We start from the raw sequence: 24159 nt of genomic DNA on the forward strand, positions 1-24159 counted from the left end.
CGCCACAGGGCTCAGCACATGTCACAACTGACTTGCATTGCTCAAAAAGGGTGGGCCATAAAAAACAAAACCCGCTTCCCGAAAGAAGCGGGTGGGGTCGAGCTTAAGCCTGAGTGGCGTACTTGGCCAGACGTGGGTCTGATTTCAGTACAGCCAGGGTGTTGGTATGCACGTCTTCGGCGGTCACGTCAGCCTTGCTGAAGATTTGCTGGAAGTGCTCGTGAGTGACAGCGGCGAAATGCGCACGGTCTTCCGGCGCCACGCCCAGTACCACAGCGTAAGTCGTCAGCGCTTCGCCGTTGCCTTTTGCCATGTCTTCGGACAGCTCGTTCATCATGCCATTCATGGCGAACCAGGATTTACCGCCGTAGGTCAGCGACGCGTTGGTGGAGCAACCGTTGGTGCCGGAAGTCATACCGAACGTAGCGTTACCGGAGGTGCCGTTGGTGGTGGATGCCAGGAAGTGTGCCGGGGTGCCACGCTGACCTTCGAACAGCATGTTGCCCCAACCGCAATCCGGACCGCCTGGCGCTTGCGCCATGGCATTGAGGGAAACAACGGTGAAGAGAGTACCGAGAAGAATCCGTTTCATAGCTTTGTTCTCTTTGTGTGCATACCAATGGACAGGGTTCTGGCCCCCCAAGTGCTGCCTAGACAGACCCTTTTGAAGCCAGTGGGCCGGTTATTAGTTCCAGCCGCGCAGTTTGGAGTTTAGGCACGTTCCCGTGGTTCCGTGATTTTTTGCTGATTATTCGTTGAAATCCCCGGATTCACGGGGCGGGCCGCGCGGCTCGGCGCTTGTCTATGCTTTGTCGCATGGCGCGCCTTGCCAGTGGGGCACGGGCAGCGCCAGAATGCCGCTATCTGCCCCGCCTGATTGTTAAGGAAGCCCGATGCCTGATCCTGTTGCTGCCAGCTTGCGTCTAGCGCCCGAAGCGCTGACCCGTCCGTTTTCCGCTGAACAGTTCAGCTTCACTACCACCAATGATCTGGAGCCCTTTCGCGGTGTGCTTGGCCAGGAACGTGCGGTCGAAGCCTTGCAGTTCGGTGTGGCCATGCCCCGCCCCGGTTACAACGTCTTTGTCATGGGCGAACCGGGCACCGGTCGCTTCTCATTCGTCAAACGCTACCTGAAGGCCGAAGGCAAACGCCTGCAGACCCCGGCGGACTGGGTCTACGTCAACAACTTCGATGAGCCGCGCGAACCCCGCGCGCTGGAGCTGCCATCGGGTACGGCGAGCGCATTCATCGGTGACATCAACGGCTTGATCGACAACCTGCTGGCGACGTTTCCGGCGGTGTTCGAACACCCGTCCTACCAGCAGAAAAAAAGCGCCATCGACCGCGCCTTCAACCAGCGCTACGACAAGGCACTGGATGTCATCGAACGTCTGGCCCTGGAAAAAGACGTCGCCCTGTACCGCGACAGCAGCAACATCGCCTTCACCCCGATGCTCGAAGGCAAGGCGCTGGATGAAGCCGAGTTTTCGCAATTGCCGGAAGCCGAGCGCGAGCGTTTCCACGAGGATATCTCCGGCCTCGAAGAGCGGCTGAATGAAGAACTCGCGAGCCTGCCGCAGTGGAAGCGCGAGTCGAACAATCAGCTGCGTCAGCTCAACGAAGAAACCATCACCCTGGCCTTGCAGCCGTTGCTGTCGCCGCTGTCGGAAAAGTACGCGGAGAACGCCGCGGTCTGCGGTTACCTGCAAGCGATGCAGGTGTATCTGCTGAAAACCGTGGTCGAGCAACTGGTCGACGACAGCAAGACCGACGCCGTGGCGCGCAAGCTGCTGGAAGAGCAATACGCGCCGAGCCTGGTGGTCGGTCATCCGCACAGTGGCGGTGCGCCGGTGGTGTTCGAACCGCATCCGACCTACGAAAACCTGTTCGGCCGCATTGAATACACCACCGATCAGGGTGCGCTTTACACCACTTATCGCCAGTTGCGCCCAGGCGCATTACATCGCGCCAATGGCGGCTTCCTGATTCTTGAAGCGGAAAAAATGCTCAGTGAGCCGTTCGTGTGGGACGCACTCAAGCGCGCCCTGCAATCGCGCAAACTGAAGATGGAGTCGCCGCTGGGCGAGATGGGCCGTTTCGCCACCGTGACCCTGAATCCGCAGCACATTCCGTTGCAGGTCAAAGTGGTGATCATCGGTGCGCGGCAGTTGTATTACACGCTGCAGGACCTGGATCCGGACTTCCAGGAGATGTTCCGCGTGCTGGTCGACTTCGACGAAGACATCCCGATGGTCGACGAAAGCCTGGAGCAGTTCGCCCAGTTGCTGAAAACCCGCACTTCGGAAGAAGGCATGGCGCCGCTGACCGCCGATGCGGTGGCGCGTCTGGCGACTTATAGCGCACGGCTGGCCGAACATCAGGGGCGTTTGTCGGCGCGTATCGGCGACCTGTTCCAACTGGTCAGCGAGGCGGACTTCATTCGTCATCTGGCCGGTGATGAAATGACCGACGCCGGGCACATCGAGCGTGCGCTGAAAGCCAAAGCCACTCGCACTGGCCGCGTATCGGCGCGGATTCTCGACGACATGCTCGCCGGGATCATCCTGATCGACACCGACGGCGCTGCGGTCGGCAAGTGCAACGGGCTGACCGTGCTGGAAGTCGGCGATTCGGCGTTCGGTGTACCGGCGCGGATTTCCGCCACGGTGTACCCGGGCGGCAGCGGCATCGTCGACATCGAACGCGAGGTCAACCTGGGTCAGCCGATCCACTCCAAGGGCGTGATGATCCTCACCGGGTATCTGGGCAGCCGTTACGCCCAGGAATTCCCGCTGGCGATTTCCGCGAGCATTGCGCTCGAGCAATCCTACGGTTACGTCGATGGCGACAGTGCGTCGCTGGGCGAGGCTTGCACGTTGATTTCGGCGTTGTCGAAAACCCCGCTCAAGCAGTGCTTCGCGATCACTGGTTCCATCAACCAGTTCGGTGAAGTGCAGGCGGTCGGCGGGGTCAACGAGAAAATCGAGGGCTTCTTCCGTCTCTGCGAAGCACGTGGGCTGACGGGTGAGCAGGGCGCGATCATTCCGCAGGCCAACGTCGCCACGCTGATGCTCGACGAGAAGGTGTTGGCGGCGGTGCGCGCCGGGCAGTTCCACGTGTACGCGGTGCGTCAGGCCGATGAGGCGCTGAGCCTGTTGGTCGGCGAGCCGGCCGGTGAGCCGGATGCTGACGGTCAGTTCCCTGAAGGCAGCGTCAATGCGCGCGTGGTCGAGCGTCTGCGGGTGATTGCCGAGATGATCAGTGAAGAGGATCTGAAAGAGGCCGAGAAGGAGTTGGCGCAGGAGGCGTTGGCAGAAGCCAAACCAGCTTAAAAAGTCTAGAGCAAATCCTGTGGGAGCGAGCTTGCTCGCGAAGGCGGCATACCAGTCGACATTTAGTTGCCTGAACATCCGCATTCGCGAGAAAGCTCGCTCCCACAGTTGTTTTTCAGATTGATTTTTGCGCTGATCTTCGGGAAAAGTGCCACTACTCTGGCGTCAGAATTCACACAATGACCATTCGGCGCCTTCTGGTTCTATCCGGCTTGCGCGGCGGACTTTTCTTCTATTCTCAGCTCAAGGACATCGACAGTATCACTGGATCGAAACAGCCTTCGCGTGAAGGCTGAATACAGGTTTTACCGAGGGTCGCCGCCATGTCGCGCAACCTCTGCCTCACCCGTCAATGCCTGGGTCTTGTGACCCGTATCGAATGCGCCATTAAACCTCTGGCCGGCGATAACGGCATGTGGACCTTGCTCTTCGCTGCCGGCATGGCCGGCGAACAACCCTCCGCCATCAAGGCCCAGGGCCCGTTTCACGGGCCGGTCGCCGCCGAGTCGATTCTCGACACCATTGTGGAAAGCCTGACGATGCACGGCTACGAGCTGGCCAATGATCCGCAGATCTGGAGCTTGCACTTGCAGGCGCAGCTGCGCCAGATCAACGGTGGCCGTGGACGTCCGGCCGGTGTGTTCGACCATTAGGCGCAATCACCGCGCCGTGTCGGGCAACGGCGCCTTGTCGAGCTTGACCTCAAAGCCGTATTGCACGGTATTGAGTTCAGTTCGCTGATAGGTCTCCACCTGCGTTGGACGGCCATAGAAGTAATGCACGCCGAACAGCGCCGGGCCTTGCGCACTCGCGTCGTGGCTGACCGAGAGAATCTGTTTCAGGTAGTTGCCGCTGTCGTCCTTGACGAAGAAACGCCAGGCGTTGGCCGGGAACCGTTTCAGGTCCACCACCAGTGTGTTGTTCTTGATCTCCAGGCCTTTGGGCAGGGCCTTGGCGTCGTAGGTTTTCTTGTCGACGCTCGCCAGAAACAGCGGCATCGAACCCACAGCAATTGCCGGAGTTTCCGGGAACAGGTTCAAATCGTAAGTGATGGTCGCTTGCAGCGGATCGACCTGATAGGCCTCGGGTGGCAGTTCGATCGGCTCGTCGAGTTTGCCGCTGCGTTTCTCGGTGAAGAACGTCACCGGGCTTTCTCCCGGGCTGAAATCATCGCCGAGCAATTCATCATTGAAGGTACGCCGGTGGGAGAACTCGATGCGCGCGGCGCTCGGATCCTCCACGGACTGATGGATGCGGATGCCGGCCTTCAACGCTTCCTCGGTCAGGCTCGCGCCTTTGAGCCAGTTCGGCGCCAGATCGTCATAGACCACTACGTCCGGGTCCAGCGGCTGGATGGTCTTTTCCGTGGTGTGCTGACTGAAAGTGCGCACCGGCAAATCCAGTGCCTTGCGGGTCACGGTCGCCGATGAAAAATCGAGCACGCTGACCTCCAGGGTATCGACGGGGCCGTTGAAGTAGACCTTGTTATAGCGGCGCGGATGCTGCTGTGTGAAGGCCTGCTGTTCGTCCTCAAGCTGTTTTTCCAGCGCCTCGCTCCAGGTTTTCTGCTGTTGCAGTTGCGCCAGTTGTTTCTCGTAGAAAGCCACCTGTGCCGGGCTCTCATTGATTGAGCCGGCGCGCACCAGGTATTGCCCGGTGGTGTCGCGGGCCTGAACGATCAACGGATTGAGCTGCGCCCCCTCGACCTCGGGGGCCAATGGCAGGCTGTTGCTGAATTCGACTTCGGCGTAGTTTTTTGCAAGCTTGAGCAGGGTGACGCTGAGGTTGTCATCGGTGCGGGTCTGGCCGACATCCTTCTGACTCAGGTTGAAGCTGAACAGGCGGCGCGGCGTGATGACTTCGACGTTGCCCTGCAGGCTCACTGGCTGCGATTGTGTATTCTTGTCGACGTCCAGCCCCTCGATGAAAGGGTAGGTCACGGTCAGGTCATCGGGGTTGTTGACATTGGAACTGGACGGGCTCAACTGAATGCCGGGATCGGTTTCCGACCATTCCGGCTGATAGGTGATCACGCGCTTGTTGCTCAGGGTCACCGACTGCCATTCCACGCCATGCGGAAACAGAAAACCGCCGGGAATGTTCAGGTTGAACGGGAACACTGGCTGCAGGTCGGTGAGGTAGTCGGAGCTGGCGTCCTTGTGCAGCACGAACAGCCCGTTGATGAAAGTATCGACCAGCGCCTGCGGCGAAGGGTAGTGCTTGAGGATGCCGAGCGTGTCTTCGCCGTAGACGGTTTTCAGCGGTGTGCTGTCGAGCTTGAGTTGCGCGCGTTCGAGCAACAGCAGCGAACCGCCGAGTTCGGTCACGGCGTCCTTGAGCTTCGGATCGGTGATGGCGTCCAGTGAATGTTCGAAGGTTGCCGTCTTCGCGTCGAGGCTGACCGAGGTTTTTTTCTCTTCGCCGGGAGAGCAGCCGCCCAGCAGCAGAGCGAGGCAAATCCCGGCAGTTTTCAACGGCAATCGCACATCCATTTCCAGTCGTCCTGTCCACTTTCGCTAGGCGGTCAATGGTTTGGACAGTAGCAGAAAAAAAATCATACACACACGCAGGTTGCGCTGATTGGAGGTACGGGCCGGGCCGTTTCTGGCTGTCACGGTCGGCTGGTATACTCGCCGCCGATTTCAATCCTTATTGTGTGAGAGTCAATGGAACGCTTTATCGAAAATGCAATGTACGCCACGCGCTGGCTGCTGGCGCCGATCTATATCGGGCTGTCCCTCGGGCTGCTGGCGCTGGCATTGAAATTCTTCCAGGAAGTGTTTCATGTCATTCCCAACGTGTTTTCCATGGCCGAATCGGATCTGATCCTGGTGCTGCTGTCGCTGATCGACATGGCGCTGGTGGGCGGTTTGCTGGTGATGGTGATGATTTCCGGCTACGAGAACTTCGTGTCCGAGCTGAACATCGATGAAGGCAAAGAGAAGCTCAGTTGGCTGGGCACCATGGACTCCTCGTCGCTGAAGATGAAAGTGGCGGCGTCGATCGTGGCGATTTCCTCGATCCACCTGCTGCGGATCTTCATGGACGCCAAGAACGTCGATCCCGAGCACCTGATGTGGTACGTGATCATCCACATGACCTTCGTGATCTCGGCGTTTGCGATGGGCTATCTGGACAAGCTCACCAAGCACTGATCATTGATTGCTCGCTGCCAATACACCGCCCGTCTGTTGCGAAACAGACGGGCGGTGCCGTTTGTGGCTTGTGCTTTGGTGCGCGCGGGCATATCCCTGTAAAGGTCCTGGCTCGCCATCGCACGAGGTGCCTTCATGAACCTGCAAGAGTTGAATGCGTTTGCCATCGCCAGAAAGGTTGATGAGCTGAACCTGATCTCCATGGAGGGCGGGATTTATCTGCTCGAGGCGCGGATGCATGGAGCCGCGTATCCGTTGAGTGATCTAAAGGGCCAGATGCTGCAGCTGCGTTCGGTGGAGCACGCGCGGGATTTGCTGCATAACTTTCCGGTGCTGCCGTTCAACCTCGTCCACACCTCGGTGCACGACGAAATGTGCGGTTTGGGCGGCAGCGTCGATGAAAGCCTGAAAGTGCCGCTGGCGTGGCGCTCGGCCCTGTAGGCGTTGCGCGCCATCGCTGGGCATCTGTGCTAGTCTGCTCGCCCTTTTAGGTTCCGGGCGCGCCGGGACGCGCTGTGCACGCACGGCAAGTCTTGCGGCCGTCCGCACAGCGGAGCAGTGTCATGTCCGAAGTAAATCTGTCCACCGACGAAACCCGCGTCAGCTACGGCATTGGCCGTCAGCTGGGCGACCAGCTGCGCGACAACCCGCCACCGGGTGTCAGCCTGGACGCCATCCTGGCCGGTCTGACCGACGCATTCGCCGGCAAGCCAAGCCGTGTCGATCAGGAAGCCATGTCCGCCAGCTTCAAGGTGATCCGCGAGATCATGCAAGCCGAAGCCGCCGCCAAAGCTGAAGCGGCTGCCGGTGAAGGCCGTGCGTTCCTGGCTGAAAACGCCAAGAAAGAAGGCATCACTACTCTGGCTTCCGGTCTGCAATTCGAAGTGCTGACCCAAGGCGAAGGCGCCAAGCCATCCCGTGAAGACACCGTGCGTACTCACTACCACGGCATGCTGATCGACGGCACCGTGTTTGACAGTTCCTACGATCGTGGCCAGCCAGCAGAATTTCCGGTGGGCGGCGTGATCGCCGGCTGGACCGAAGCCCTGCAACTGATGAACGCCGGCAGCAAATGGCGCCTGTACGTGCCGAGCGAACTGGCTTACGGCGCTCAAGGCGTTGGCAGCATCCCGCCGCACAGCGTTCTGGTATTCGACGTCGAGCTGCTGGACGTTCTGTAATGCCTGGCCTGTCCCGGTGACAGGTCAATAATGTGGGAGCGGGCTTGCTCGCGAAGGCGTCCTTTCAGGTAACTCATTCGTTGCCTGACACACCGCTTTCGCCGGCAGGCTGGCTCCCACAGTTTTTACCGCGCTACTCATATTTCGATCTTGTGATGCAGCTCATGGGTCGGGCGCAAGGCCCGGGCATAGCAGAACAGGAACAGATTACGCACCAGCTCCTTGAGCACCAGCGGCTCGCTGGAATTCAGGCTGCTGACGTCCAGATCGCCCTGATCCTGCAGCTCATGCAGGGCTTCTTCTTCCAGAACCGCACAGACTTCGCCGGTTTCCCGATGCAGGATTCTGAGGTACGGGTGTGGGCGATCCAGCCAGGCGTCGATCAAATAAGTCATGGGTCTCATCTCCTTGAAAGGTTTCAATGAGAATAATTCTTATTCGTCAAATAGCAAGCGTCTATTGGCGGAATGCGATTTTTTCCGGGTAAAGATTGCGTAAGGTCAAAACGGCTGGCGTCTGGCTATTACGCGAGTCTGCGGGAGCAAAGCGGGAGAGGGCGGAGCTCCATCCCACGCCGGGCGTGGGATGGCTGACAGCAGGATCAGACCTTTCTGACAAACTCGGACTTGAGTTTCATCGGGCCGATGCCGTCGATCTTGCAGTCGATGTCGTGGTCGCCATCGCACAGGCGGATGTTCTTGACCTTGGTGCCGACCTTGACCACCAGCGAGGTGCCCTTGACCTTCAGGTCCTTGATCACGGTGATGGTGTCGCCGTCCTGCAGGACGTTGCCGACCGAATCTTTCTTCACGGCATCATCGGACGCCACTTCGGTTTCGCCGTTGGCCGACCACTCGTGGGCGCACTCAGGGCAGATCAGTTGGGCACCGTCTTCGTAGGTGTATTCGGAATTGCATTTCGGGCAGGGTGGCAACGTGCTCACTAAGGCTCCTTGGGATGTGGATCGCTAAAAGTCGCACATTGTATAAGGTTTTAGCCTTTGATGGAGCCAAAAGCAGAAGATCGCAGCCTTCGGCAGCTCCTACAGATGATTGTGCAGGAGCTGCCGCAGGCTGCGATCTTTTGATCTTGCTTCAGCGATATCAGTGCGTGCGGGCGACCGCAAACTCGCTCAGTTCTACCAGTGCATCGCGGTATTCGCTGGCCGGCAGCGCGTCGAGGCACTTGATCGCACGGGCCACGTAGTCACGGGCCAGTTGCGCGGTGTACTCCAGCGAACCCGAGGCTTCCACGGCGATGCGGATGCTTTCGAGGTCTTCGATTCCGCCTTTCTGGATCGCCTGGCGCACCAGGGCAGCCTGTTCCGGCGTGCCTTCGCGCATGGTAAAGATCAGCGGCAGGGTTGGCTTGCCTTCGGCCAGATCGTCACCGACGTTCTTGCCCAGGGTCTCGGCGTCGCCCTTGTAGTCCAGCAAGTCGTCGACCAGTTGGAACGCCACGCCGAGGTGATCGCCGAAGGTGCGCAGGGCTTCGCTCTGCTCGGCGGAGGCACCGGCCAGTGCGGCAGCGCTGTGGGTCGAGGCTTCGAAGAGCATCGCGGTCTTGCCGCGGATGACCTCCATGTAGGTTTCTTCGGTGGTGCTGGCGTCGCGCACCTTGGACAGTTGCAGCACTTCGCCTTCGGCGATGATGCGCGTGGCCTGGGACAGGATCTTCATCACCGGCATCGAGCCCAGTTCGACCATCATTTCGAACGAGCGCGAGTACAGGAAATCGCCGACCAGCACGCTCGGAGCGTTGCCCCACATGGCGTTGGCGGTCGAGCGGCCACGGCGCATGCCGGACATGTCGACCACGTCGTCATGCAGCAGGGTCGCGGTGTGCAGGAATTCGATGGTGGCGGCCAGCAGGCGCAGGTCGTCGCCTTCGCGACCCAGGGCCTTGCCGCACAGCAGCACCAATAAAGGACGCAGGCGTTTGCCGCCGGCCGAGGTGATGTAATCGCCGATTTTCGATACCAGCGGCACTCGGGAAGTCAGCTGCTTCTTGATGATGCCGTCGACGGCGCTAAAATCGTCCGCCACCGCGCGGTAGAAAGCTTGGGGTTGCATCAGCGACAGTTGCTCCAGAAGGGTTGCGCGGCATGCTAGGACCCACACCGGGGCCTGTCAAGGCGCGATGGACGGCCTCTTGCGTGACTCTCGATGCTTGCGTACAATCGCGCACCCTGAACTTCCTGGGCAGCACCTGCCTTACGCAATTGCACTTGGGCCGTTCCAGCCCCATGCAGCCATGCCAGCCAATACCTCTTCTTATAAAGAGCTGGGTGAGCAGGATTATCGGAGAAATACCATGTACGCAGTAATCGTTACCGGCGGTAAGCAATACAAGGTCGCTGAAGGTGAATACCTGAAGATCGAAAAACTGGAAGTCGCTACTGGCGAATCCGTGACTTTTGACCGCGTTCTGCTGGTCGCCAATGGCGACGACGTGAACATCGGCGCACCTGTTGTTGCTGGCGCAACCGTCAAGGCTGAAGTGATCTCCCAAGGTCGTCACGATAAAGTCCGCATCATCAAGTTCCGTCGCCGTAAGCACCACATGAAGCGTATGGGCCACCGCCAGTGGTTCACCGAGATCAAAATCACCGGTATTCAGGCTTAATTACAGCCTAATTCCTCACTAGGAGAATTGAACTCATGGCACACAAAAAAGCTGGTGGTAGTACCCGTAACGGTCGCGACTCAGAAGCCAAACGCCTTGGCGTGAAGATGTATGGCGGCCAGGTCATCAAGGCCGGCAACATCATCGTGCGTCAGCGCGGCACCCAATTCCACGCTGGCTACGGCGTTGGCATGGGTAAAGATCACACCCTGTTCGCGAAAATCGAAGGCGTGATCAAGTTTGAAGTAAAAGGCGCCTTCGGTCGTCGTTACGTGAGCGTTGTCGCGGCTTAATCGCGAGATCGCTGGAAGAGCCCTGTCTTGCGACGGGGCTTTTTCGTTTGTGGGGTGAGTCTCTTGCAAAACTGTTTGTATGGGCTGTCGGCGTGCGATGCAGGTCGTGGTTTGGGGTCGCTGCGCTCATTTTTGCAAGAGTCTTATGTCTTGATTGTTTTTCGGCTCGTCCGTATGGCGAGAGGCGTTGAGTTATGAAGTTTGTAGACGAAGTATCGATCCGCGTAAAAGCTGGCGACGGCGGCAATGGCTGCATGAGTTTCCGTCGGGAAAAATTCATTGAGAACGGCGGCCCGAACGGTGGTGACGGCGGTGACGGCGGTTCCATCTACATGATGGCCGACGAAAACCTCAACACCCTGGTCGACTACCGTTACACCCGGCACTTCGATGCCGAGCGTGGCTCCAACGGCGGCAGCACCGATTGCACCGGCAAGAAGGGTGAAGACCTGATCCTGCGCGTGCCGGTCGGTACCACCGTGATCGACTCGGCCACCCAGGAAGTGATTGGCGACCTGACCAAGGCTGGCCAGAAACTGATGGTAGTGCAGGGCGGTTGGCACGGTCTGGGCAATACGCGTTTCAAATCCAGTACCAACCGTGCGCCGCGCCAGACTACGCCGGGCAAGCCGGGTGAGCAGCGCGACCTGAAGCTGGAAATGAAAGTGCTGGCCGACGTTGGTCTGCTGGGCTTGCCGAACGCCGGTAAAAGTACCTTTATCCGTTCGGTGTCGGCGGCCAAGCCGAAAGTCGCCGACTACCCGTTCACCACGCTGGTGCCGAACCTGGGTGTGGTCAGCGTCGACCGCTGGAAAAGCTTCGTCATCGCCGACATTCCGGGTCTGATCGAAGGCGCTTCCGACGGTGCCGGTCTGGGTATTCGCTTCCTCAAGCACCTGGCGCGTACGCGTCTGTTGCTGCACCTTGTCGACATGGCGCCGCTGGATGACAGCAGTGCACCAGACGCGGCTGAAGTGATCGTCAATGAACTGGTCAAATTCAGTCCTTCGCTGGCTGAGCGTGATCGTTGGCTGGTGCTGAACAAATGCGACCAGATCCTTGAAGAAGAGCACGAAGAGCGCGTCAAGGAAATCGTCGATCGTCTGCAGTGGGAAGGTCCGGTCTACGTGATCTCGGCCATCGCCAAAGAAGGCACCGAGCGTCTGACGCGCGACATCATGCGTTACCTGGAAGATCGTGCCGATCGTCTGGCTAACGACCCGGCGTACAAGGAAGAGCTGGCCGATCTCGATCAGCGCATCGAAGATGAAGCTCGTGCTCAATTGCAGGCGCTGGACGACAAGCGTGCCCTGCGTCGCAGTGGCGTTAAGTCGGTCCATGACATCGGCGACGATGACTGGGACGAAGAAGATGTGGATGATGAAGACGGTCCGGAAATCATTTACGTGCGCGACTGATTCGTTGCAGTAAACTTAAGCGCCGCTCAATCGAGCGGCGTTTTAGTATCTGGAAATCGCAAGTCACAAATAACGACATGGGCGGCGCTGGGTCGCGCTGCCCTCAAGCTAAGGTTGAAGATGATGCGGAGCAAGGTGACAGGTGCGCAGCGTTGGGTCGTGAAGATCGGCAGCGCTTTGCTGACGGCTGATGGCAAAGGGCTGGATCGCGCGGCAATGAGTGTCTGGGTCGAGCAGATGGTGGCCTTGCATGAGGCGGGTGTCGAGCTGGTGCTGGTGTCTTCCGGTGCTGTGGCTGCCGGCATGAGCCGTCTGGGATGGACCGCACGACCCAGTGCGATGCACGAGCTCCAGGCTGCCGCGGCAATCGGTCAGATGGGCTTGGTGCAGGCCTGGGAATCGAGCTTTGCCGAGCACGGTCGGCACACCGCGCAGATTCTCCTGACTCACGATGACTTGTCCGACCGCAAGCGCTACCTGAACGCCCGCAGCACCCTGCGTGCACTGGTCGAGCTGAAAGTCATCCCGGTGATCAACGAAAACGACACGGTGGTTACCGACGAAATCCGTTTCGGCGACAACGACACGCTGGCAGCGCTGGTGGCCAACCTGGTCGAGGCTGATCTGCTGGTGATCCTCACCGATCGCGATGGCATGTTCGATGCTGATCCGCGCAATAACCCCGATGCGCAACTGATTTATGAGGCGCGTGCCGATGATCCGACTCTGGATGCGGTGGCGGGCGGCACCGGCGGTGCGCTGGGGCGTGGCGGCATGCAGACCAAGCTGCGAGCGGCACGTCTGGCGGCGCGTTCCGGGGCGCATACGATCATCGTCGGTGGGCGTCTGGAGCGAGTGCTTGATCGTTTGAAGGCGGGTGAACGCATCGGCACGCTGCTGTCGCCTGAGCGCGGCATGCTGGCTGCGCGCAAGCAGTGGCTGGCCGGGCATCTGCAAACTCGCGGCACGCTGGTGCTGGACGAAGGTGCGGTGTCGGCATTGTCGCAGGGCCACAAGAGTCTGTTGCCGGTCGGAGTGAAGCTGGTTCAGGGCAGTTTTCGCCGGGGCGAAATGGTGGTCTGCGTGGCACCTGATGGTCGCGAGATTGCCCGTGGACTGGCTAACTACAGTGCGCTTGAGGCGCAAAAAATCATTGGTCAGTCGTCGGATGCAATTGTCGGCGTGCTGGGCTACATGGCTGAGCCGGAACTGGTTCACCGTGACAACCTGATTCTGGTCTAAGGGAAATTACGCATGCGCATGGCAAAAGGATTGTTGGGTCTGCTGATGGCGTTGCCATTGCTGGCCTCGGCCGAGGAAATCGGTCAGGTGTCGACGGTGTTCAAGTTCGTCGGCCCGAATGACCGAATCGTAGTCGAGGCTTTCGATGATCCGAAAGTCGACGGCGTGACCTGCTACCTGTCTCGCGCCAAAACGGGTGGGGTGAAGGGTGGCCTCGGTCTGGCCGAGGATCGCGCTGAAGCGTCGATTGCCTGTCGCCAGGTGGGTCCGATCAAGTTCAAGGGTGAGTTGAAAGACGGCGACGAGGTGTTCAAGGAGCGCACGTCGCTGGTGTTCAAGACCATGCAGGTGGTGCGTTTCCTCGACAAGAAGCGCAATACGCTGGTGTATCTGGTCTACAGCGATCGCGTGATCGAAGGGAGTCCGCAGAATGCGGTAACCGCAATTCCGATCGTGCCGTGGGTGCCGGTCCAGCAGTAACAGCGCAAAACCAATTGCAGGGGTGAGCTTGCTCGCTCCTGCATTTTTTTGCTCTGCGTTTATCAAATTGCAGGCAATAAAAAACCGACCCTAAGGTCGGTTTTTTAATGACTACGTCGATTAAGCAGCTTCTTTCAGTGCTTTGACGTGGCCATTCAGACGGCTCTTATGACGAGCAGCCTTGTTCTTGTGGATGATGCCTTTATCGGCCATGCGGTCGATAACTGGCACAGCCAGAACGTATGCAGCTTGAGCTTTTTCAGCGTCTTTTGCGTCGATGGCTTTAACTACATTCTTGATGTAGGTACGAACCATGGAACGCAGGCTGGCGTTGTGGCTGCGACGCTTCTCAGCCTGTTTTGCACGTTTTTTGGCGGAAGGTGAGTTGGCCACCGTCGAGCTCCTCGAAAGACTTTTTAGGAAATAGCAAACAAAATAGGCCGCGAATCATGCCGATGAAGAGAAGTCTTGTCAAGGGCGCTTGAAACGTTCCGCTAAGTGGTAGGTATAAAGAGGCGGGATATTTATTTCCGGCGCTTGACCTGTAAACTCGCGAGCTTTGGCTCTGTGCTGTTGCGGCGCGGAGTATCGCACAAGTAGGCGCATTGTTCGCCTGCTGTTTATCGACAGGCACTAATTTCCTCAATGAATCTGCTCAAATCGTTGGCCGCTGTCAGCTCTATCACGATGCTTTCCCGGATTCTGGGGTTCGTCCGTGACACGCTCATCGCTCGCACCTTCGGCGCCGGAATGGCGACGGACGCCTTTTTCATTGCCTTCAAATTGCCCAACCTGCTGCGACGAATCTTCGCCGAGGGTGCGTTCTCGCAGGCTTTCGTGCCGATTCTGGCCGAATACAAAAGCCAAAAGGGCGAAGAGGCGACTCGCACCTTTATCGCTTACGTTTCCGGTTTGCTGACCCTGGTGCTGGCGCTGGTTACCGCGCTGGGGATGATCGCTGCACCGTGGGTGATCTGGGCCACGGCTCCGGGTTTTACCGACACACCGGAAAAATTCCAGCTCACCTCTGATCTGTTGCGGGTGACGTTCCCTTATATATTGCTGATCTCCCTGTCCTCGCTGGCCGGGGCGATTCTCAATACCTGGAACCGTTTTTCGGTGCCGGCCTTCGTGCCGACCCTGCTTAACGTCAGCATGATCGTGTTTTCGCTGTTCCTGACGCCGTATTTCAACCCGCCGGTCATGGCGTTGGGCTGGGCGGTGCTGGTCGGTGGTCTGGCGCAGTTGCTCTATCAACTGCCGCACCTGAAAAAGATCGGCATGCTGGTGCTGCCACGCCTGAACCTGCGTGATACCGGTGTCTGGCGAGTGATGAAGCAGATGTTGCCGGCGATCATTGGCGTCTCGGTGAGTCAGATTTCGCTGATCATCAACACCATTTTCGCTTCGTTCCTGGTGGCCGGGTCGGTGTCGTGGATGTATTACGCCGACCGTTTGATGGAGCTGCCGTCCGGCGTGCTCGGCGTAGCGTTGGGCACGATTCTGCTGCCGACATTGGCCAAGACCTATGCGAGCAAGGATCGCCACGAATATTCGCGGATCCTCGACTGGGGCCTGCGCCTGTGCTTTGTGCTGGTGCTGCCGTGTGCATTGGCGCTGGGGATTCTCGCCGAGCCGCTGACCGTTTCTCTGTTCCAGTACGGGCAATTCAGCGCGTTCGATGCGTCCATGACCCAGCGTGCGCTGATTGCCTATTCTGTCGGTCTGCTCGGAATTATCGTGATCAAAGTGCTGGCGCCGGGCTTTTATGCGCAACAGAACATCCGCACCCCGGTGAAAATCGCAATCTTCACGCTGGTGTGCACGCAGTTGTTCAATCTGGTGTTGATCGGCCCGCTGGCTCACGCCGGTCTGGCGCTGGCGATCAGTGCCGGGGCCTGCCTCAATGCCGGGTTGCTGTTCTATCAACTGCGCAAGCAAAAGATGTATCAGCCGCAACCGGGCTGGTACATGTTCGGTTTCAAGCTGGTGGTAGCGGTGGCGGTGATGTCGGCAGTGCTGCTGCTGGGCATGCATTTCATGCCGGCCTGGGATCAGGGACACATGCTGGAGCGCTTCCTGCGTCTGGGGGCGCTGGTGGTTGCTGGTGTGGTGGCGTATTTCGGTATGTTGCTGCTGCTCGGTTTCCGCCTGCGTGACTTCAATCGCAAGGCCTTGAGCTGAGGTTTCAGCCATTAAATACGGGCATGGGCTGGCAGTTTTGTCGGCTCGAGCACTTTGCGTTACGGTGTTGCCTGTCGTCGACCGTCGGGTGTGGTTATAATCGACCACTTTATGAGCAAGAAGCGCGTTATGCAGCTGGTTCGAGGCCTCCACAACTTGCGCCCCCAGCATCGGGGCTGCGTCGCCACTATTGGCAACTTTGACGGTGTTCACCGTGGTCACCAGGCTATCCTGGCCCGGCTGCGTGAGCGTGCGCTTGAGTTGGGCGTACCCAGCTGCGTGGTGATTTTCGAGCCGCAGCCCCGGGAGTTCTTTGCCCCGGAGACCGCGCCGGCACGTCTGGCCCGCTTGCGCGACAAATTGCAGCTGCTGGCTGCCGAAGGTGTCGACCGGGTGTTGTGCCTGGCATTCAACCAGCGCCTGAGCAAGCTCAGCGCCAGTGAGTTCGTCGATACCATCCTGGTGGACGGTCTCGGCGTGCAGCATCTGGAAGTCGGCGACGATTTTCGCTTTGGTTGCGACCGCCTCGGCGATTTCGATTTCCTGCTGCAGGCCGGGCAGGTTCACGGTTTTACCGTCGAAGCCGCGCAAACCGTCGAGCTGGACGGCATTCGCGTCAGCAGCACCCAGGTGCGCAACGCGTTGGCCGCCGCCGATTTTGCCTTGGCCGAACGCTTGCTCGGCCGCCCGTACCGGATCGCCGGTCGCGTGCTGCACGGCCAGAAACTGGCCCGGCAACTGGGTACGCCCACTGCCAACATTCAACTCAAGCGTCGTCGTGTGCCGTTCACCGGGGTATACCTGGTGGATGTGGACATCGACGGCAAGACCTGGCCCGGCGTCGCCAATATCGGCGTGCGGCCCACGGTCCAAGGTGATGGCAAAGCCCACCTTGAAGTTCATCTACTGGATTTTGCCGGCGATCTGTATGACCGGCGTCTGACGGTGGTTTTCCACCAAAAGCTGCGTGAAGAGCAGCGTTTCGCCTCCCTGGAGGCACTGAAAACGGCGATCAACGCGGATGTCGCCGCCGCCCGTGCACTAGCCGCACCTAGCGCCCATCGCTAATGAAGAGCCTTAAATGACCGACTATAAAGCCACGCTAAACCTTCCGGACACCGCCTTCCCAATGAAGGCCGGCCTGCCACAGCGCGAACCGCAGATTCTGCAGCGCTGGGACAGTATTGGCCTGTACGGAAAGTTGCGCGAGATTGGCAAGGATCGTCCGAAGTTCGTCCTGCACGACGGCCCTCCGTACGCCAACGGCACGATCCACATCGGTCACGCACTGAACAAGATTCTCAAGGACATGATCATCCGCTCGAAAACCCTGTCGGGTTTCGACGCGCCTTATGTTCCGGGTTGGGACTGCCATGGCCTGCCGATCGAGCACAAGGTTGAAGTGACCCACGGCAAGAACCTGGGCGCGGACAAGACCCGCGAGCTGTGCCGTGCCTACGCCACCGAGCAGATCGAAGGGCAGAAGACCGAGTTCATCCGCCTCGGCGTGCTCGGCGACTTCGCCAACCCGTACAAGACCATGGACTTCAAGAACGAGGCCGGTGAAATCCGCGCCCTCGCCGAAATCGTCAAGGGCGGTTTCGTGTTCAAGGGCCTCAAGCCGGTGAACTGGTGCTTCGATTGCGGTTCGGCGCTGGCCGAAGCCGAAGTCGAGTACGAGAACAAGAAGTCCTCGACCATCGACGTGGCGTTCCCGATCGCCGACGAAGCCAAACTGGCCGCCGCGTTCGGTCTGCCGTCGCTGGGCAAGCCTGCCTCGATCGTGATCTGGACCACCACCCCGTGGACCATCCCGGCCAACCAGGCGCTGAACGTGCACCCGGAATTCAACTACGCGCTGGTTGATATCGGCGACAAGCTGCTGGTCCTGGCTGAAGAGCTGGTTGAATCCTGCCTGTCGCGTTACGGCGTTGAAGGCACCGTACTGGCCACTGCGCCGGGTTCGGCGCTGGAACTGATCAACTTCCGCCACCCGTTCTACGACCGCCTGTCGCCGGTGTACCTGGCCGACTACGTCGAACTGGGCGCTGGCACCGGCGTGGTTCACTCCGCTCCGGCCTACGGTGTGGACGACTTCGTGACCTGCAAGAAATACGGCATGGTCAACGATGACATCCTCAACCCGGTGCAAAGCAACGGCGTGTACGTGCCGTCGCTGGAATTCTTCGGCGGCCAGTTCATCTGGAAGGCCAACCCGGCCATCGTCGAAAAACTCACCGAAGTCGGTGCGCTGCTGCACACCACCGTCATCGAACACAGCTACATGCACTGCTGGCGTCACAAGACCCCGCTGATCTACCGCGCCACCGCGCAGTGGTTCATCGGCATGGACAAAGAACCAGTCAGCGGCGACACCTTGCGCGCACGCTCGCTCAAGGCCATCGAAGACACCAAGTTCGTTCCGGCCTGGGGCCAGGCGCGCCTGCACTCGATGATCGCCAACCGTCCGGACTGGTGCATCTCCCGTCAGCGCAACTGGGGCGTGCCGATCCCGTTCTTCCTCAACAAGGAAAGCGGCGAGCTGCACCCACGCACCGTCGAACTGATGGAAGAAGTCGCCAAGCGCGTCGAAGTCGAAGGCATCGAAGCCTGGTTCAAACTCGACGCTGCCGAACTGCTGGGCGATGAAGCCCCGCAATACGACAAGATCAGCGACACCCTCGACGTCTGGTTCGACTCGGGCACCACTCACTGGCACGTATTGCGCGGCTCACACCCGATGGGCCACGAGACCGGTCCACGCGCCGACCTGTACCTGGAAGGTTCCGACCAGCACCGCGGCTGGTTCCACTCGTCGCTGTTGACCGGTTGCGCCATCGACAATCACGCGCCGTACCGCGAACTGCTGACCCACGGCTTCACCGTCGATGAGTCCGGGCGCAAGATGTCCAAATCGCTGGGCAACGTGATCGCGCCGCAGAAAGTCAACGACACTCTGGGCGCCGACATCATGCGTCTGTGGGTCGCGTCGACCGACTACTCCGGCGAAATGGCGGTGTCCGAGCAGATCCTGCAACGCAGCGCGGACGCCTATCGCCGTATCCGTAACACCGCGCGCTTCCTGCTTTCCAACCTGACCGGTTTCAACCCGGCCACCGACCTGCTGCCGGCAGAAGACATGCTGGCGCTGGATCGCTGGGCGGTGGATCGCACGCTGCTGCTGCAACGCGAATTGCAAGAGCACTACGGTGAATACCGTTTCTGGAACGTTTACTCGAAGATCCACAACTTCTGCGTGCAGGAGCTGGGTGGTTTCTACCTCGACATCATCAAGGACCGCCAGTACACCACCGGCGCCGACAGCAAGGCACGCCGCTCGTGCCAGACCGCGCTGTTCCACATCTCCGAAGCGCTGGTGCGCTGGATCGCGCCGATCCTCGCGTTCACCGCCGACGAGCTGTGGCAGTACCTGCCAGGCGAGCGCAACGAATCCGTCATGCTCAACACCTGGTACGAAGGTCTGACCGAACTGCCGGAAGGCTTCGAGCTGGGTCGCGCGTACTGGGATCGCATCATGGAAGTGAAGGTGGCGGTCAACAAAGAGATGGAAATCCAGCGTGCGGCCAAAGCCGTCGGTGGCAACCTGCAAGCCGAAGTGACGCTGTTCGCCGAAGACGCGCTGAGCGCCGACCTGGCGAAGCTGAGCAACGAACTGCGCTTTGTCCTGATCACCTCGACTGCCAGCGTGGCACCTTTCGTTCAGGCTCCTGCGGACGCGGTAGCCACCGAAGTCAGTGGCCTGAAACTGAAGATCGTCAAATCGGCCTTCCCGAAATGCGCCCGTTGCTGGCACTGCCGTGAAGACGTCGGAGTGAACCCGGAGCATCCGGAAATCTGCGGCCGTTGCGTCGACAACATCGATGGCGCCGGCGAGGTTCGTCACTATGCCTAACGCCGTTGGCCGTTTCGGACGGTTGGGCTGGCTCTGGTTGAGCTTGCTGGTTCTGGTCATCGACCAGGCCAGCAAGTTCTACTTCGAAGGCAAGCTCGAAATGTTCCAGCAGATCGTGATCATTCCCGATTACTTCAGCTGGACCCTGGCCTACAACACCGGCGCGGCGTTCAGCTTCCTGGCTGACAGCTCCGGCTGGCAGCGCTGGCTGTTCGCCTTGATCGCGATCGTGGTCAGTGCGGTGCTGGTGGTCTGGCTCAAACGCCTGGGCCGCAACGATACCTGGCTGGCCGTCGCCTTGGCGCTGGTGCTGGGTGGCGCGCTGGGCAATCTGTATGACCGCATTGCCCTGGGCCATGTGATCGACTTCATTCTGGTGCACTGGCAGAACCGCTGGTACTTCCCGGCGTTCAACTTCGCCGACAGCGCCATCACCGTGGGTGCGGTGATGCTCGCACTGGACATGTTCAAATCGAAGAAAACCGGAGAAGCCGTTCATGACTGAACAGGTATTGGCTGAGCAACGCATCGGCCAGAACACGGAAGTCACTTTGCACTTTGCATTGCGCCTGGAGAACGGCGACACGGTCGACAGCACATTCGACAAAACCCCGGCGACTTTCAAGGTCGGCGACGGCAACCTGCTGCCGGGTTTCGAAGCGGCATTGTTCGGCTTCAAGGCCGGCGACAAGCGTACGCTGACCGTCGAGCCGGAAAACGCCTTCGGCCAGCCGAACCCGCAAAACGTACAGATCATCCCGCGTTCGCAGTTCGTCGACATGGAACTGTCGCCGGGTTTGCTGGTGATCTTCAATGATGCGGCCAATACTGAGTTGCCGGGTGTGGTGAAAGCGTTCGACGACGCGCAAGTGACCATCGACTTCAACCATCCGCTCTCAGGCAAGACGCTGACCTTTGACGTCGAGATCATCAACGTCAAAGCGCTGTAAAAATGTGGGAGCGAGCCTGCTCGCGAATGCTGACTGACATTCAACATAGCTGTTGTCTGACACACTGCCTTCGCGAGCAGGCTCGCTCCCACAATGTTTTCAACCGTTTTCGCTATTTCTTGCGCGCAAGACACGAGGCACAGCATGCAAATCAAACTCGCCAACCCCCGTGGCTTCTGCGCCGGCGTGGACCGGGCGATCGAAATCGTCAACCGCGCCCTGGAAGTCTTCGGGCCGCCGATCTACGTGCGTCATGAAGTGGTGCACAACAAATTCGTCGTCGAAGACCTGCGCAACCGTGGCGCGATCTTCGTCGAAGAACTGGATCAAGTGCCGGACGACGTCATCGTGATCTTCAGTGCCCACGGCGTTTCCCAGGCCGTGCGCAATGATGCCGCCGGCCGTGGCCTGAAGGTATTCGACGCCACATGCCCGCTGGTGACCAAGGTGCACATCGAAGTCGCCAAATACAGCCGCGACGGCCGTGAATGCATCCTGATCGGCCACGCCGGCCACCCGGAAGTCGAAGGCACCATGGGCCAGTACGACGCCAGCAATGGTGGCGCGATCTACCTCGTCGAAGACGAAAAAGACGTGGCCGAACTGCAGGTGCGTAACCCGGAAAAACTGGCGTTCGTGACCCAGACCACCCTGTCGATGGACGACACCAGTCGCGTGATCGATGCCCTGCGCACACGTTTCCCGGCCATCGGTGGTCCGCGCAAGGACGACATCTGCTACGCCACGCAAAACCGTCAGGACGCGGTCAAGCAACTGGCTGACGAGTGCGACGTGGTGTTGGTGGTGGGCAGCCCGAACAGCTCCAACTCCAATCGCCTGCGTGAACTGGCCGAACGCATGGCCACGCCGGCCTACCTGATCGACGGCGCCGAAGACCTGCAGAAAAGCTGGTTCGATGGCGTTGAGCGCATCGGCATCACCGCCGGAGCCTCCGCGCCGGAAGTGTTGGTTCGCGGCGTGATCCAGCAGTTGCAGGCCTGGGGCGCGACGGGTGCCGATGAGCTGGCCGGCCGCGAAGAGAACATCACCTTCTCGATGCCGAAAGAGCTGCGCGTCCGCTCGATCTGACGTTTTTCGTCTTCAGGCACAGCGCCTGCTCAGCCTTTGCGCTGGTCAGGCGCACCCGACCGGTTGCCGCCAGCACCACCTGGAGTTGGCTGACCGGCTCGCGTGCCGAGCAGATATGTAGCGTCCCCGCCTGAAACGCCCGCCCGGGCATCAGCGGTTGTCCCAGACTGCTGAAACGCACATAACGACTCACCGCCCAATTGCCGACGATCGGTATTCGTCCGTCACTCGCCTTTTCCACCAGCAGCGGATTGCTGCTGTCCTGCGGCCCCTTGCCGTTGAGATCCAGAATGATCCGCCAGCCCTGACTCCAGTCGCCACCGATGCCATGGATTACCACACTCTGATTGCGGGTGATGGCCAGGGTGCGGGCGTTGCGAATGCCCTCGAGCAGCGACCGCGCTGCCTGCTCGCGATGAGTCGCCTCGCTGAAGGCGGCGAACGCCGGACTGACCAATGACAGAACAATTGCGCCAATCGCCAGTCCCATAAGCAATTCGATCAGGCTGAAACCCTGTTGCGGCATGACGACTCCCTCCGTGGAGCATGAAGCCCGGCACGATCCTTTTCGTCGGGCAGGGCAAATCAACCGACGCAGGCCGGTCGAATGTTCTAGTTTGTAGAAGCAGGTATAGCCGACGGCAACGGAGGGCATCGATGGATCATCGTACAAAAGGTTTCACGCTGCCCGAGCTGTTGGCTGCGGTCGCCGTGTTGGTGATCCTCATCACCCTGGCGGTGCCGGGTTTCACCCGCTCGATCCAGAGCAGCAAGGCCGATACGGAAATGGGCGACCTGCAGCGTGCCATCAACTTTGCGCGGCTGGAGGCGATTGATCGCGGCGTGACCACACGCTTGCGCCCGAGCGCCGGCGGCAGCGTGTGGACTGGCGAATTGTCGGTTTACGACGGTACTGGCACTGCGGCCAATGTATTGCGGGTTGTTCCAGCGATGAGCAGCGGCGCGACTCTGACGCTACCCTCAGGAGTGTCCGCACTGGATTTCAATAATCTGGGTGGCCTGGCGGCGCCGTCGACAGCGGTGGTCATCAGTTACGTGCTGGGAACGCAAAGCAGGACGCTGAACGTGTGTCTGAACGGACGAATTCAATCGGGTGGAAGTTGCGGATGAGGGCAGGGAGCACACAGGCACAGGAAGGCATGTCGCTGATCGAAGTGCTGGTCGCGTTGCTGATTCTGACGGTCGGGATATTGGGCGCAGCCGCCGTGCAACTCAATGCGCTGAAATACACTGACAGTTCACGAATGACCAGTCAGGCCAGTTTTATCGCCTACGACATGATGGACCGCATCCGCGCCAACGCTGCCGCCGACTACACGGTGACGCCGCCGACCTCGGGCAATCTCGGTGTGGCCCGCGATCAGGATCTTTACGACTTCACCACCAACATCGTCAATTTCGGCGGGCCCACCGCCACGGGCACGATCACCCTCAATCAGCGGGTGTACACCATCACCATCAACTGGAATGACTCGCGGGCCGCGAATGCCACCGGCACCACACGCAGCTTTGTTCTGACCAGTCGCGCCACGGTCGACCCGGTGGCCACGCCATGAAGCATGATCAGCGGGGGTTCGGCCTGATCGAAATGCTCATCGCGCTGGCGCTTGGGCTGATCATCGTACTGGGGGTGGTGCAGACGTTCCTTGCGGCCAAAAACACTTACGTCAGCCAGAACACCGCCGCTGCGATGCAGGAAGACGCGCGTTTTGTCCTGAGCAAGATGATCCAGGAACTGCGCATGGTCGGCATGTTTGGCTGCCTGGGCACAATTACTGACGCGAGTTCGGCAGGGGATTTCTACGCGGCGCAGGTTACGCCGATCAACTGGGACAACAGCAACCTCAAGCTGACCCTGGTCACCGCCGATGTTGGCGGCAGTGGCGGCACACCGACTTGGACGGTGCTCTCCGATTGCCGCAACAGCGCCACGGCCTATACCGGGTTGCGGGCGGCGGCGAGCGGGCAGATCGCCTTTCCGATCCGCCGCTTGATCTACAGCTTCAGCAACAACCAGATTCTCATGGGCACCGGCAGCGGCACCCCGACCCAACAGGTCCTGGTGAATAACGTCAGTGCCTTTAATGTGACCTTCGGCCTGGCCGCGTCCGCCACCGACGTCGCGGCTTCCTCCTACAGCGCCAACCCCAGCGATCCGGCGCGCATCCGCAGTGTGCGCCTGAGCCTGACCCTCACCGACCCGAACAATCGGGTGGCCAATCAAACCTTCAACGTGGTTGCCGCATTGCGCAACCGCTTGCAGTGAGGGCCGGGCT

The 24159-nt window shown here is 59.7% G+C and carries 26 protein-coding genes; 19 read left to right on the plus strand and 7 right to left on the minus strand.

Translation table 11 applies throughout. The features are described from left to right. Positions 1 to 103: 103 nt before the first annotated feature. Positions 104 to 592, minus strand: coding sequence for a DUF3015 domain-containing protein (locus OC71_RS05250; protein WP_041065261.1), 489 nt, complete (start codon positions 590 to 592; stop codon positions 104 to 106). A 301-nt stretch (positions 593 to 893) separates the two neighbouring features. Between OC71_RS05250 and OC71_RS05255 the strand changes: the two genes are divergently transcribed. Both OC71_RS05255 and OC71_RS05260 read left to right on the plus strand, forming a co-directional pair. After that, positions 894 to 3332, plus strand: coding sequence for a Lon protease family protein (locus OC71_RS05255; RefSeq protein ID WP_041065264.1), 2439 nt, complete (start codon positions 894 to 896; stop codon positions 3330 to 3332). A gap of 323 nt (positions 3333 to 3655) precedes the next feature. After that, the gene (locus tag OC71_RS05260; RefSeq protein ID WP_041065267.1) at positions 3656 to 3985 is read left to right on the plus strand and encodes a hypothetical protein; all 330 of its coding nucleotides are present in this window, start codon (positions 3656 to 3658) and stop codon (positions 3983 to 3985) included. A 6-nt stretch (positions 3986 to 3991) separates the two neighbouring features. Here OC71_RS05260 and OC71_RS05265 read toward each other — a convergent pair whose 3' ends face one another. Then, positions 3992 to 5824 carry a hypothetical protein gene (locus OC71_RS05265; protein WP_041065270.1) on the minus strand — a complete coding sequence of 611 codons (1833 nt, stop codon included), beginning with the start codon at positions 5822 to 5824 and terminating at the stop codon, positions 3992 to 3994. A 174-nt stretch (positions 5825 to 5998) separates the two neighbouring features. Between OC71_RS05265 and OC71_RS05270 the strand changes: the two genes are divergently transcribed. From OC71_RS05270 to OC71_RS05280, 3 genes are all read left to right on the plus strand, one after another. Then, positions 5999 to 6487 carry a TIGR00645 family protein gene (locus tag OC71_RS05270; RefSeq protein WP_007963798.1) on the plus strand — a complete coding sequence of 163 codons (489 nt, stop codon included), beginning with the start codon at positions 5999 to 6001 and terminating at the stop codon, positions 6485 to 6487. A gap of 135 nt (positions 6488 to 6622) precedes the next feature. Then, a complete protein-coding gene (locus tag OC71_RS05275) occupies positions 6623 to 6928 on the plus strand; it encodes a DUF6482 family protein (protein ID WP_041065272.1) in 306 nt (101 codons plus the stop codon). 122 nt (positions 6929 to 7050) lie between these two features. Beyond that, complete coding sequence (locus tag OC71_RS05280; RefSeq protein ID WP_003228367.1) at positions 7051 to 7668, plus strand: FKBP-type peptidyl-prolyl cis-trans isomerase; 618 nt, start codon at positions 7051 to 7053, stop codon at positions 7666 to 7668. Positions 7669 to 7805: 137 nt separating this feature from the next. On the opposite strand, the gene OC71_RS05285 is transcribed toward OC71_RS05280, so the two are convergent. The 3 genes from OC71_RS05285 to OC71_RS05295 form a co-directional block, all read right to left on the minus strand. Continuing rightward, positions 7806 to 8063 (minus strand): hypothetical protein, encoded by a 258-nt coding sequence (locus OC71_RS05285; RefSeq protein ID WP_008078558.1) that lies wholly within the window; start codon positions 8061 to 8063, stop codon positions 7806 to 7808. A gap of 206 nt (positions 8064 to 8269) precedes the next feature. Next, the gene (locus OC71_RS05290; protein WP_041065279.1) at positions 8270 to 8611 is read right to left on the minus strand and encodes a zinc ribbon domain-containing protein YjdM; all 342 of its coding nucleotides are present in this window, start codon (positions 8609 to 8611) and stop codon (positions 8270 to 8272) included. A gap of 160 nt (positions 8612 to 8771) precedes the next feature. Then, positions 8772 to 9740 (minus strand): polyprenyl synthetase family protein, encoded by a 969-nt coding sequence (locus OC71_RS05295; RefSeq protein WP_041065282.1) that lies wholly within the window; start codon positions 9738 to 9740, stop codon positions 8772 to 8774. A 241-nt stretch (positions 9741 to 9981) separates the two neighbouring features. Here OC71_RS05295 and rplU point away from each other — a divergent pair, with 241 nt between their 5' ends. The 5 genes from rplU to OC71_RS05320 all read left to right on the plus strand — a co-directional run bounded on the left by rplU (position 9982) and on the right by OC71_RS05320 (position 13726). Continuing rightward, the gene (gene rplU, locus OC71_RS05300; protein ID WP_003228361.1) at positions 9982 to 10293 is read left to right on the plus strand and encodes a 50S ribosomal protein L21; all 312 of its coding nucleotides are present in this window, start codon (positions 9982 to 9984) and stop codon (positions 10291 to 10293) included. A 35-nt stretch (positions 10294 to 10328) separates the two neighbouring features. Continuing rightward, the gene (rpmA, locus tag OC71_RS05305) at positions 10329 to 10586 is read left to right on the plus strand and encodes a 50S ribosomal protein L27 (protein ID WP_003228360.1); all 258 of its coding nucleotides are present in this window, start codon (positions 10329 to 10331) and stop codon (positions 10584 to 10586) included. A gap of 194 nt (positions 10587 to 10780) precedes the next feature. Continuing rightward, positions 10781 to 12004 (plus strand): Obg family GTPase CgtA, encoded by a 1224-nt coding sequence (cgtA, locus tag OC71_RS05310; protein ID WP_041065287.1) that lies wholly within the window; start codon positions 10781 to 10783, stop codon positions 12002 to 12004. A gap of 123 nt (positions 12005 to 12127) precedes the next feature. After that, entirely contained in the window at positions 12128 to 13246 is a 1119-nt protein-coding gene (proB, locus tag OC71_RS05315) for a glutamate 5-kinase (RefSeq protein WP_041065290.1), read from the plus strand. Between the two features lie 12 nt (positions 13247 to 13258). Beyond that, complete coding sequence (locus tag OC71_RS05320; RefSeq protein ID WP_003228353.1) at positions 13259 to 13726, plus strand: CreA family protein; 468 nt, start codon at positions 13259 to 13261, stop codon at positions 13724 to 13726. Positions 13727 to 13846: 120 nt separating this feature from the next. On the opposite strand, the gene rpsT is transcribed toward OC71_RS05320, so the two are convergent. Further along, entirely contained in the window at positions 13847 to 14119 is a 273-nt protein-coding gene (rpsT, locus tag OC71_RS05325) for a 30S ribosomal protein S20 (RefSeq protein ID WP_003228351.1), read from the minus strand. Positions 14120 to 14371: 252 nt separating this feature from the next. Here rpsT and murJ point away from each other — a divergent pair, with 252 nt between their 5' ends. The 6 genes from murJ to ispH all read left to right on the plus strand — a co-directional run bounded on the left by murJ (position 14372) and on the right by ispH (position 21862). Next, complete coding sequence (gene murJ / locus OC71_RS05330) at positions 14372 to 15910, plus strand: murein biosynthesis integral membrane protein MurJ (protein WP_041065293.1); 1539 nt, start codon at positions 14372 to 14374, stop codon at positions 15908 to 15910. Between the two features lie 129 nt (positions 15911 to 16039). After that, positions 16040 to 16978, plus strand: a complete 939-nt coding sequence (gene ribF, locus OC71_RS05335; protein WP_003228347.1) for a bifunctional riboflavin kinase/FAD synthetase — start codon at positions 16040 to 16042, stop codon at positions 16976 to 16978. Between the two features lie 13 nt (positions 16979 to 16991). Then, positions 16992 to 19823, plus strand: a complete 2832-nt coding sequence (gene ileS, locus OC71_RS05340; protein WP_041065296.1) for an isoleucine--tRNA ligase — start codon at positions 16992 to 16994, stop codon at positions 19821 to 19823. Then, complete coding sequence (gene lspA, locus OC71_RS05345; RefSeq protein WP_041065299.1) at positions 19816 to 20328, plus strand: signal peptidase II; 513 nt, start codon at positions 19816 to 19818, stop codon at positions 20326 to 20328. The genes ileS and lspA overlap by 8 nt, the downstream gene beginning before the upstream one ends. A gap of 7 nt (positions 20329 to 20335) precedes the next feature. Continuing rightward, positions 20336 to 20773 carry an FKBP-type peptidyl-prolyl cis-trans isomerase gene (gene fkpB, locus OC71_RS05350; protein WP_174377367.1) on the plus strand — a complete coding sequence of 146 codons (438 nt, stop codon included), beginning with the start codon at positions 20336 to 20338 and terminating at the stop codon, positions 20771 to 20773. Between the two features lie 144 nt (positions 20774 to 20917). Then, positions 20918 to 21862, plus strand: coding sequence for a 4-hydroxy-3-methylbut-2-enyl diphosphate reductase (gene ispH / locus OC71_RS05355; protein ID WP_041065305.1), 945 nt, complete (start codon positions 20918 to 20920; stop codon positions 21860 to 21862). Here ispH and OC71_RS05360 read toward each other — a convergent pair. Continuing rightward, the gene (locus OC71_RS05360) at positions 21819 to 22388 is read right to left on the minus strand and encodes a GspH/FimT family protein (protein ID WP_041065308.1); all 570 of its coding nucleotides are present in this window, start codon (positions 22386 to 22388) and stop codon (positions 21819 to 21821) included. The two genes, ispH and OC71_RS05360, sit on opposite strands and share 44 nt — an antisense overlap. 131 nt (positions 22389 to 22519) lie before the next feature. On the opposite strand from OC71_RS05360, the gene OC71_RS05365 reads away from it, so the two are divergent. Genes OC71_RS05365 through OC71_RS05375 form a run of 3 tightly spaced genes read left to right on the plus strand, consistent with a single transcriptional unit; the run spans position 22520 to position 24149 of the window. Beyond that, a complete protein-coding gene (locus tag OC71_RS05365; protein WP_041065311.1) occupies positions 22520 to 22993 on the plus strand; it encodes a GspH/FimT family pseudopilin in 474 nt (157 codons plus the stop codon). Beyond that, positions 22990 to 23439, plus strand: coding sequence for a type IV pilus modification protein PilV (pilV, locus tag OC71_RS05370; protein ID WP_041065314.1), 450 nt, complete (start codon positions 22990 to 22992; stop codon positions 23437 to 23439). The genes OC71_RS05365 and pilV overlap by 4 nt, the downstream gene beginning before the upstream one ends. Next, positions 23436 to 24149 carry a PilW family protein gene (locus tag OC71_RS05375; RefSeq protein WP_041065317.1) on the plus strand — a complete coding sequence of 238 codons (714 nt, stop codon included), beginning with the start codon at positions 23436 to 23438 and terminating at the stop codon, positions 24147 to 24149. The genes pilV and OC71_RS05375 overlap by 4 nt, the downstream gene beginning before the upstream one ends. The last annotated feature ends 10 nt before the right edge of the window (positions 24150 to 24159 follow it).

The organism is Pseudomonas sp. W15Feb9B, assembly GCF_000828175.1.
In the GTDB taxonomy this organism is placed as follows: Bacteria; Pseudomonadota; Gammaproteobacteria; order Pseudomonadales; family Pseudomonadaceae; genus Aquipseudomonas; species Aquipseudomonas parakoreensis.

Bases quoted from the DNA above. Each gene is read 5' to 3' on its own strand.
- OC71_RS05260 (WP_041065267.1), top strand. From the start codon at position 3,656: ATGTCGCGCAACCTCTGCCTCACCCGTCAATGCCTGGGTCTTGTGACC.
- OC71_RS05375 (WP_041065317.1), top strand. From the start codon at position 23,436: ATGAAGCATGATCAGCGGGGGTTCGGCCTGATCGAAATGCTCATCGCG.
- OC71_RS05275 (WP_041065272.1), top strand. From the start codon at position 6,623: ATGAACCTGCAAGAGTTGAATGCGTTTGCCATCGCCAGAAAGGTTGAT.
- OC71_RS05280 (WP_003228367.1), top strand. From the start codon at position 7,051: ATGTCCGAAGTAAATCTGTCCACCGACGAAACCCGCGTCAGCTACGGC.
- OC71_RS05255 (WP_041065264.1), top strand. From the start codon at position 894: ATGCCTGATCCTGTTGCTGCCAGCTTGCGTCTAGCGCCCGAAGCGCTG.
- rpmA (WP_003228360.1), top strand. From the start codon at position 10,329: ATGGCACACAAAAAAGCTGGTGGTAGTACCCGTAACGGTCGCGACTCA.
- OC71_RS05270 (WP_007963798.1), top strand. From the start codon at position 5,999: ATGGAACGCTTTATCGAAAATGCAATGTACGCCACGCGCTGGCTGCTG.
- ispH (WP_041065305.1), top strand. From the start codon at position 20,918: ATGCAAATCAAACTCGCCAACCCCCGTGGCTTCTGCGCCGGCGTGGAC.
- ileS (WP_041065296.1), top strand. From the start codon at position 16,992: ATGACCGACTATAAAGCCACGCTAAACCTTCCGGACACCGCCTTCCCA.
- OC71_RS05265 (WP_041065270.1), bottom strand. From the start codon at position 5,824: ATGGATGTGCGATTGCCGTTGAAAACTGCCGGGATTTGCCTCGCTCTG.
- OC71_RS05360 (WP_041065308.1), bottom strand. From the start codon at position 22,388: ATGCCGCAACAGGGTTTCAGCCTGATCGAATTGCTTATGGGACTGGCG.
- OC71_RS05320 (WP_003228353.1), top strand. From the start codon at position 13,259: ATGCGCATGGCAAAAGGATTGTTGGGTCTGCTGATGGCGTTGCCATTG.
- cgtA (WP_041065287.1), top strand. From the start codon at position 10,781: ATGAAGTTTGTAGACGAAGTATCGATCCGCGTAAAAGCTGGCGACGGC.
- ribF (WP_003228347.1), top strand. From the start codon at position 16,040: ATGCAGCTGGTTCGAGGCCTCCACAACTTGCGCCCCCAGCATCGGGGC.
- murJ (WP_041065293.1), top strand. From the start codon at position 14,372: ATGAATCTGCTCAAATCGTTGGCCGCTGTCAGCTCTATCACGATGCTT.
- OC71_RS05285 (WP_008078558.1), bottom strand. From the start codon at position 8,063: ATGACTTATTTGATCGACGCCTGGCTGGATCGCCCACACCCGTACCTC.
- OC71_RS05365 (WP_041065311.1), top strand. From the start codon at position 22,520: ATGGATCATCGTACAAAAGGTTTCACGCTGCCCGAGCTGTTGGCTGCG.
- OC71_RS05295 (WP_041065282.1), bottom strand. From the start codon at position 9,740: ATGCAACCCCAAGCTTTCTACCGCGCGGTGGCGGACGATTTTAGCGCC.
- lspA (WP_041065299.1), top strand. From the start codon at position 19,816: ATGCCTAACGCCGTTGGCCGTTTCGGACGGTTGGGCTGGCTCTGGTTG.
- pilV (WP_041065314.1), top strand. From the start codon at position 22,990: ATGAGGGCAGGGAGCACACAGGCACAGGAAGGCATGTCGCTGATCGAA.
- proB (WP_041065290.1), top strand. From the start codon at position 12,128: ATGCGGAGCAAGGTGACAGGTGCGCAGCGTTGGGTCGTGAAGATCGGC.
- rplU (WP_003228361.1), top strand. From the start codon at position 9,982: ATGTACGCAGTAATCGTTACCGGCGGTAAGCAATACAAGGTCGCTGAA.
- OC71_RS05250 (WP_041065261.1), bottom strand. From the start codon at position 592: ATGAAACGGATTCTTCTCGGTACTCTCTTCACCGTTGTTTCCCTCAAT.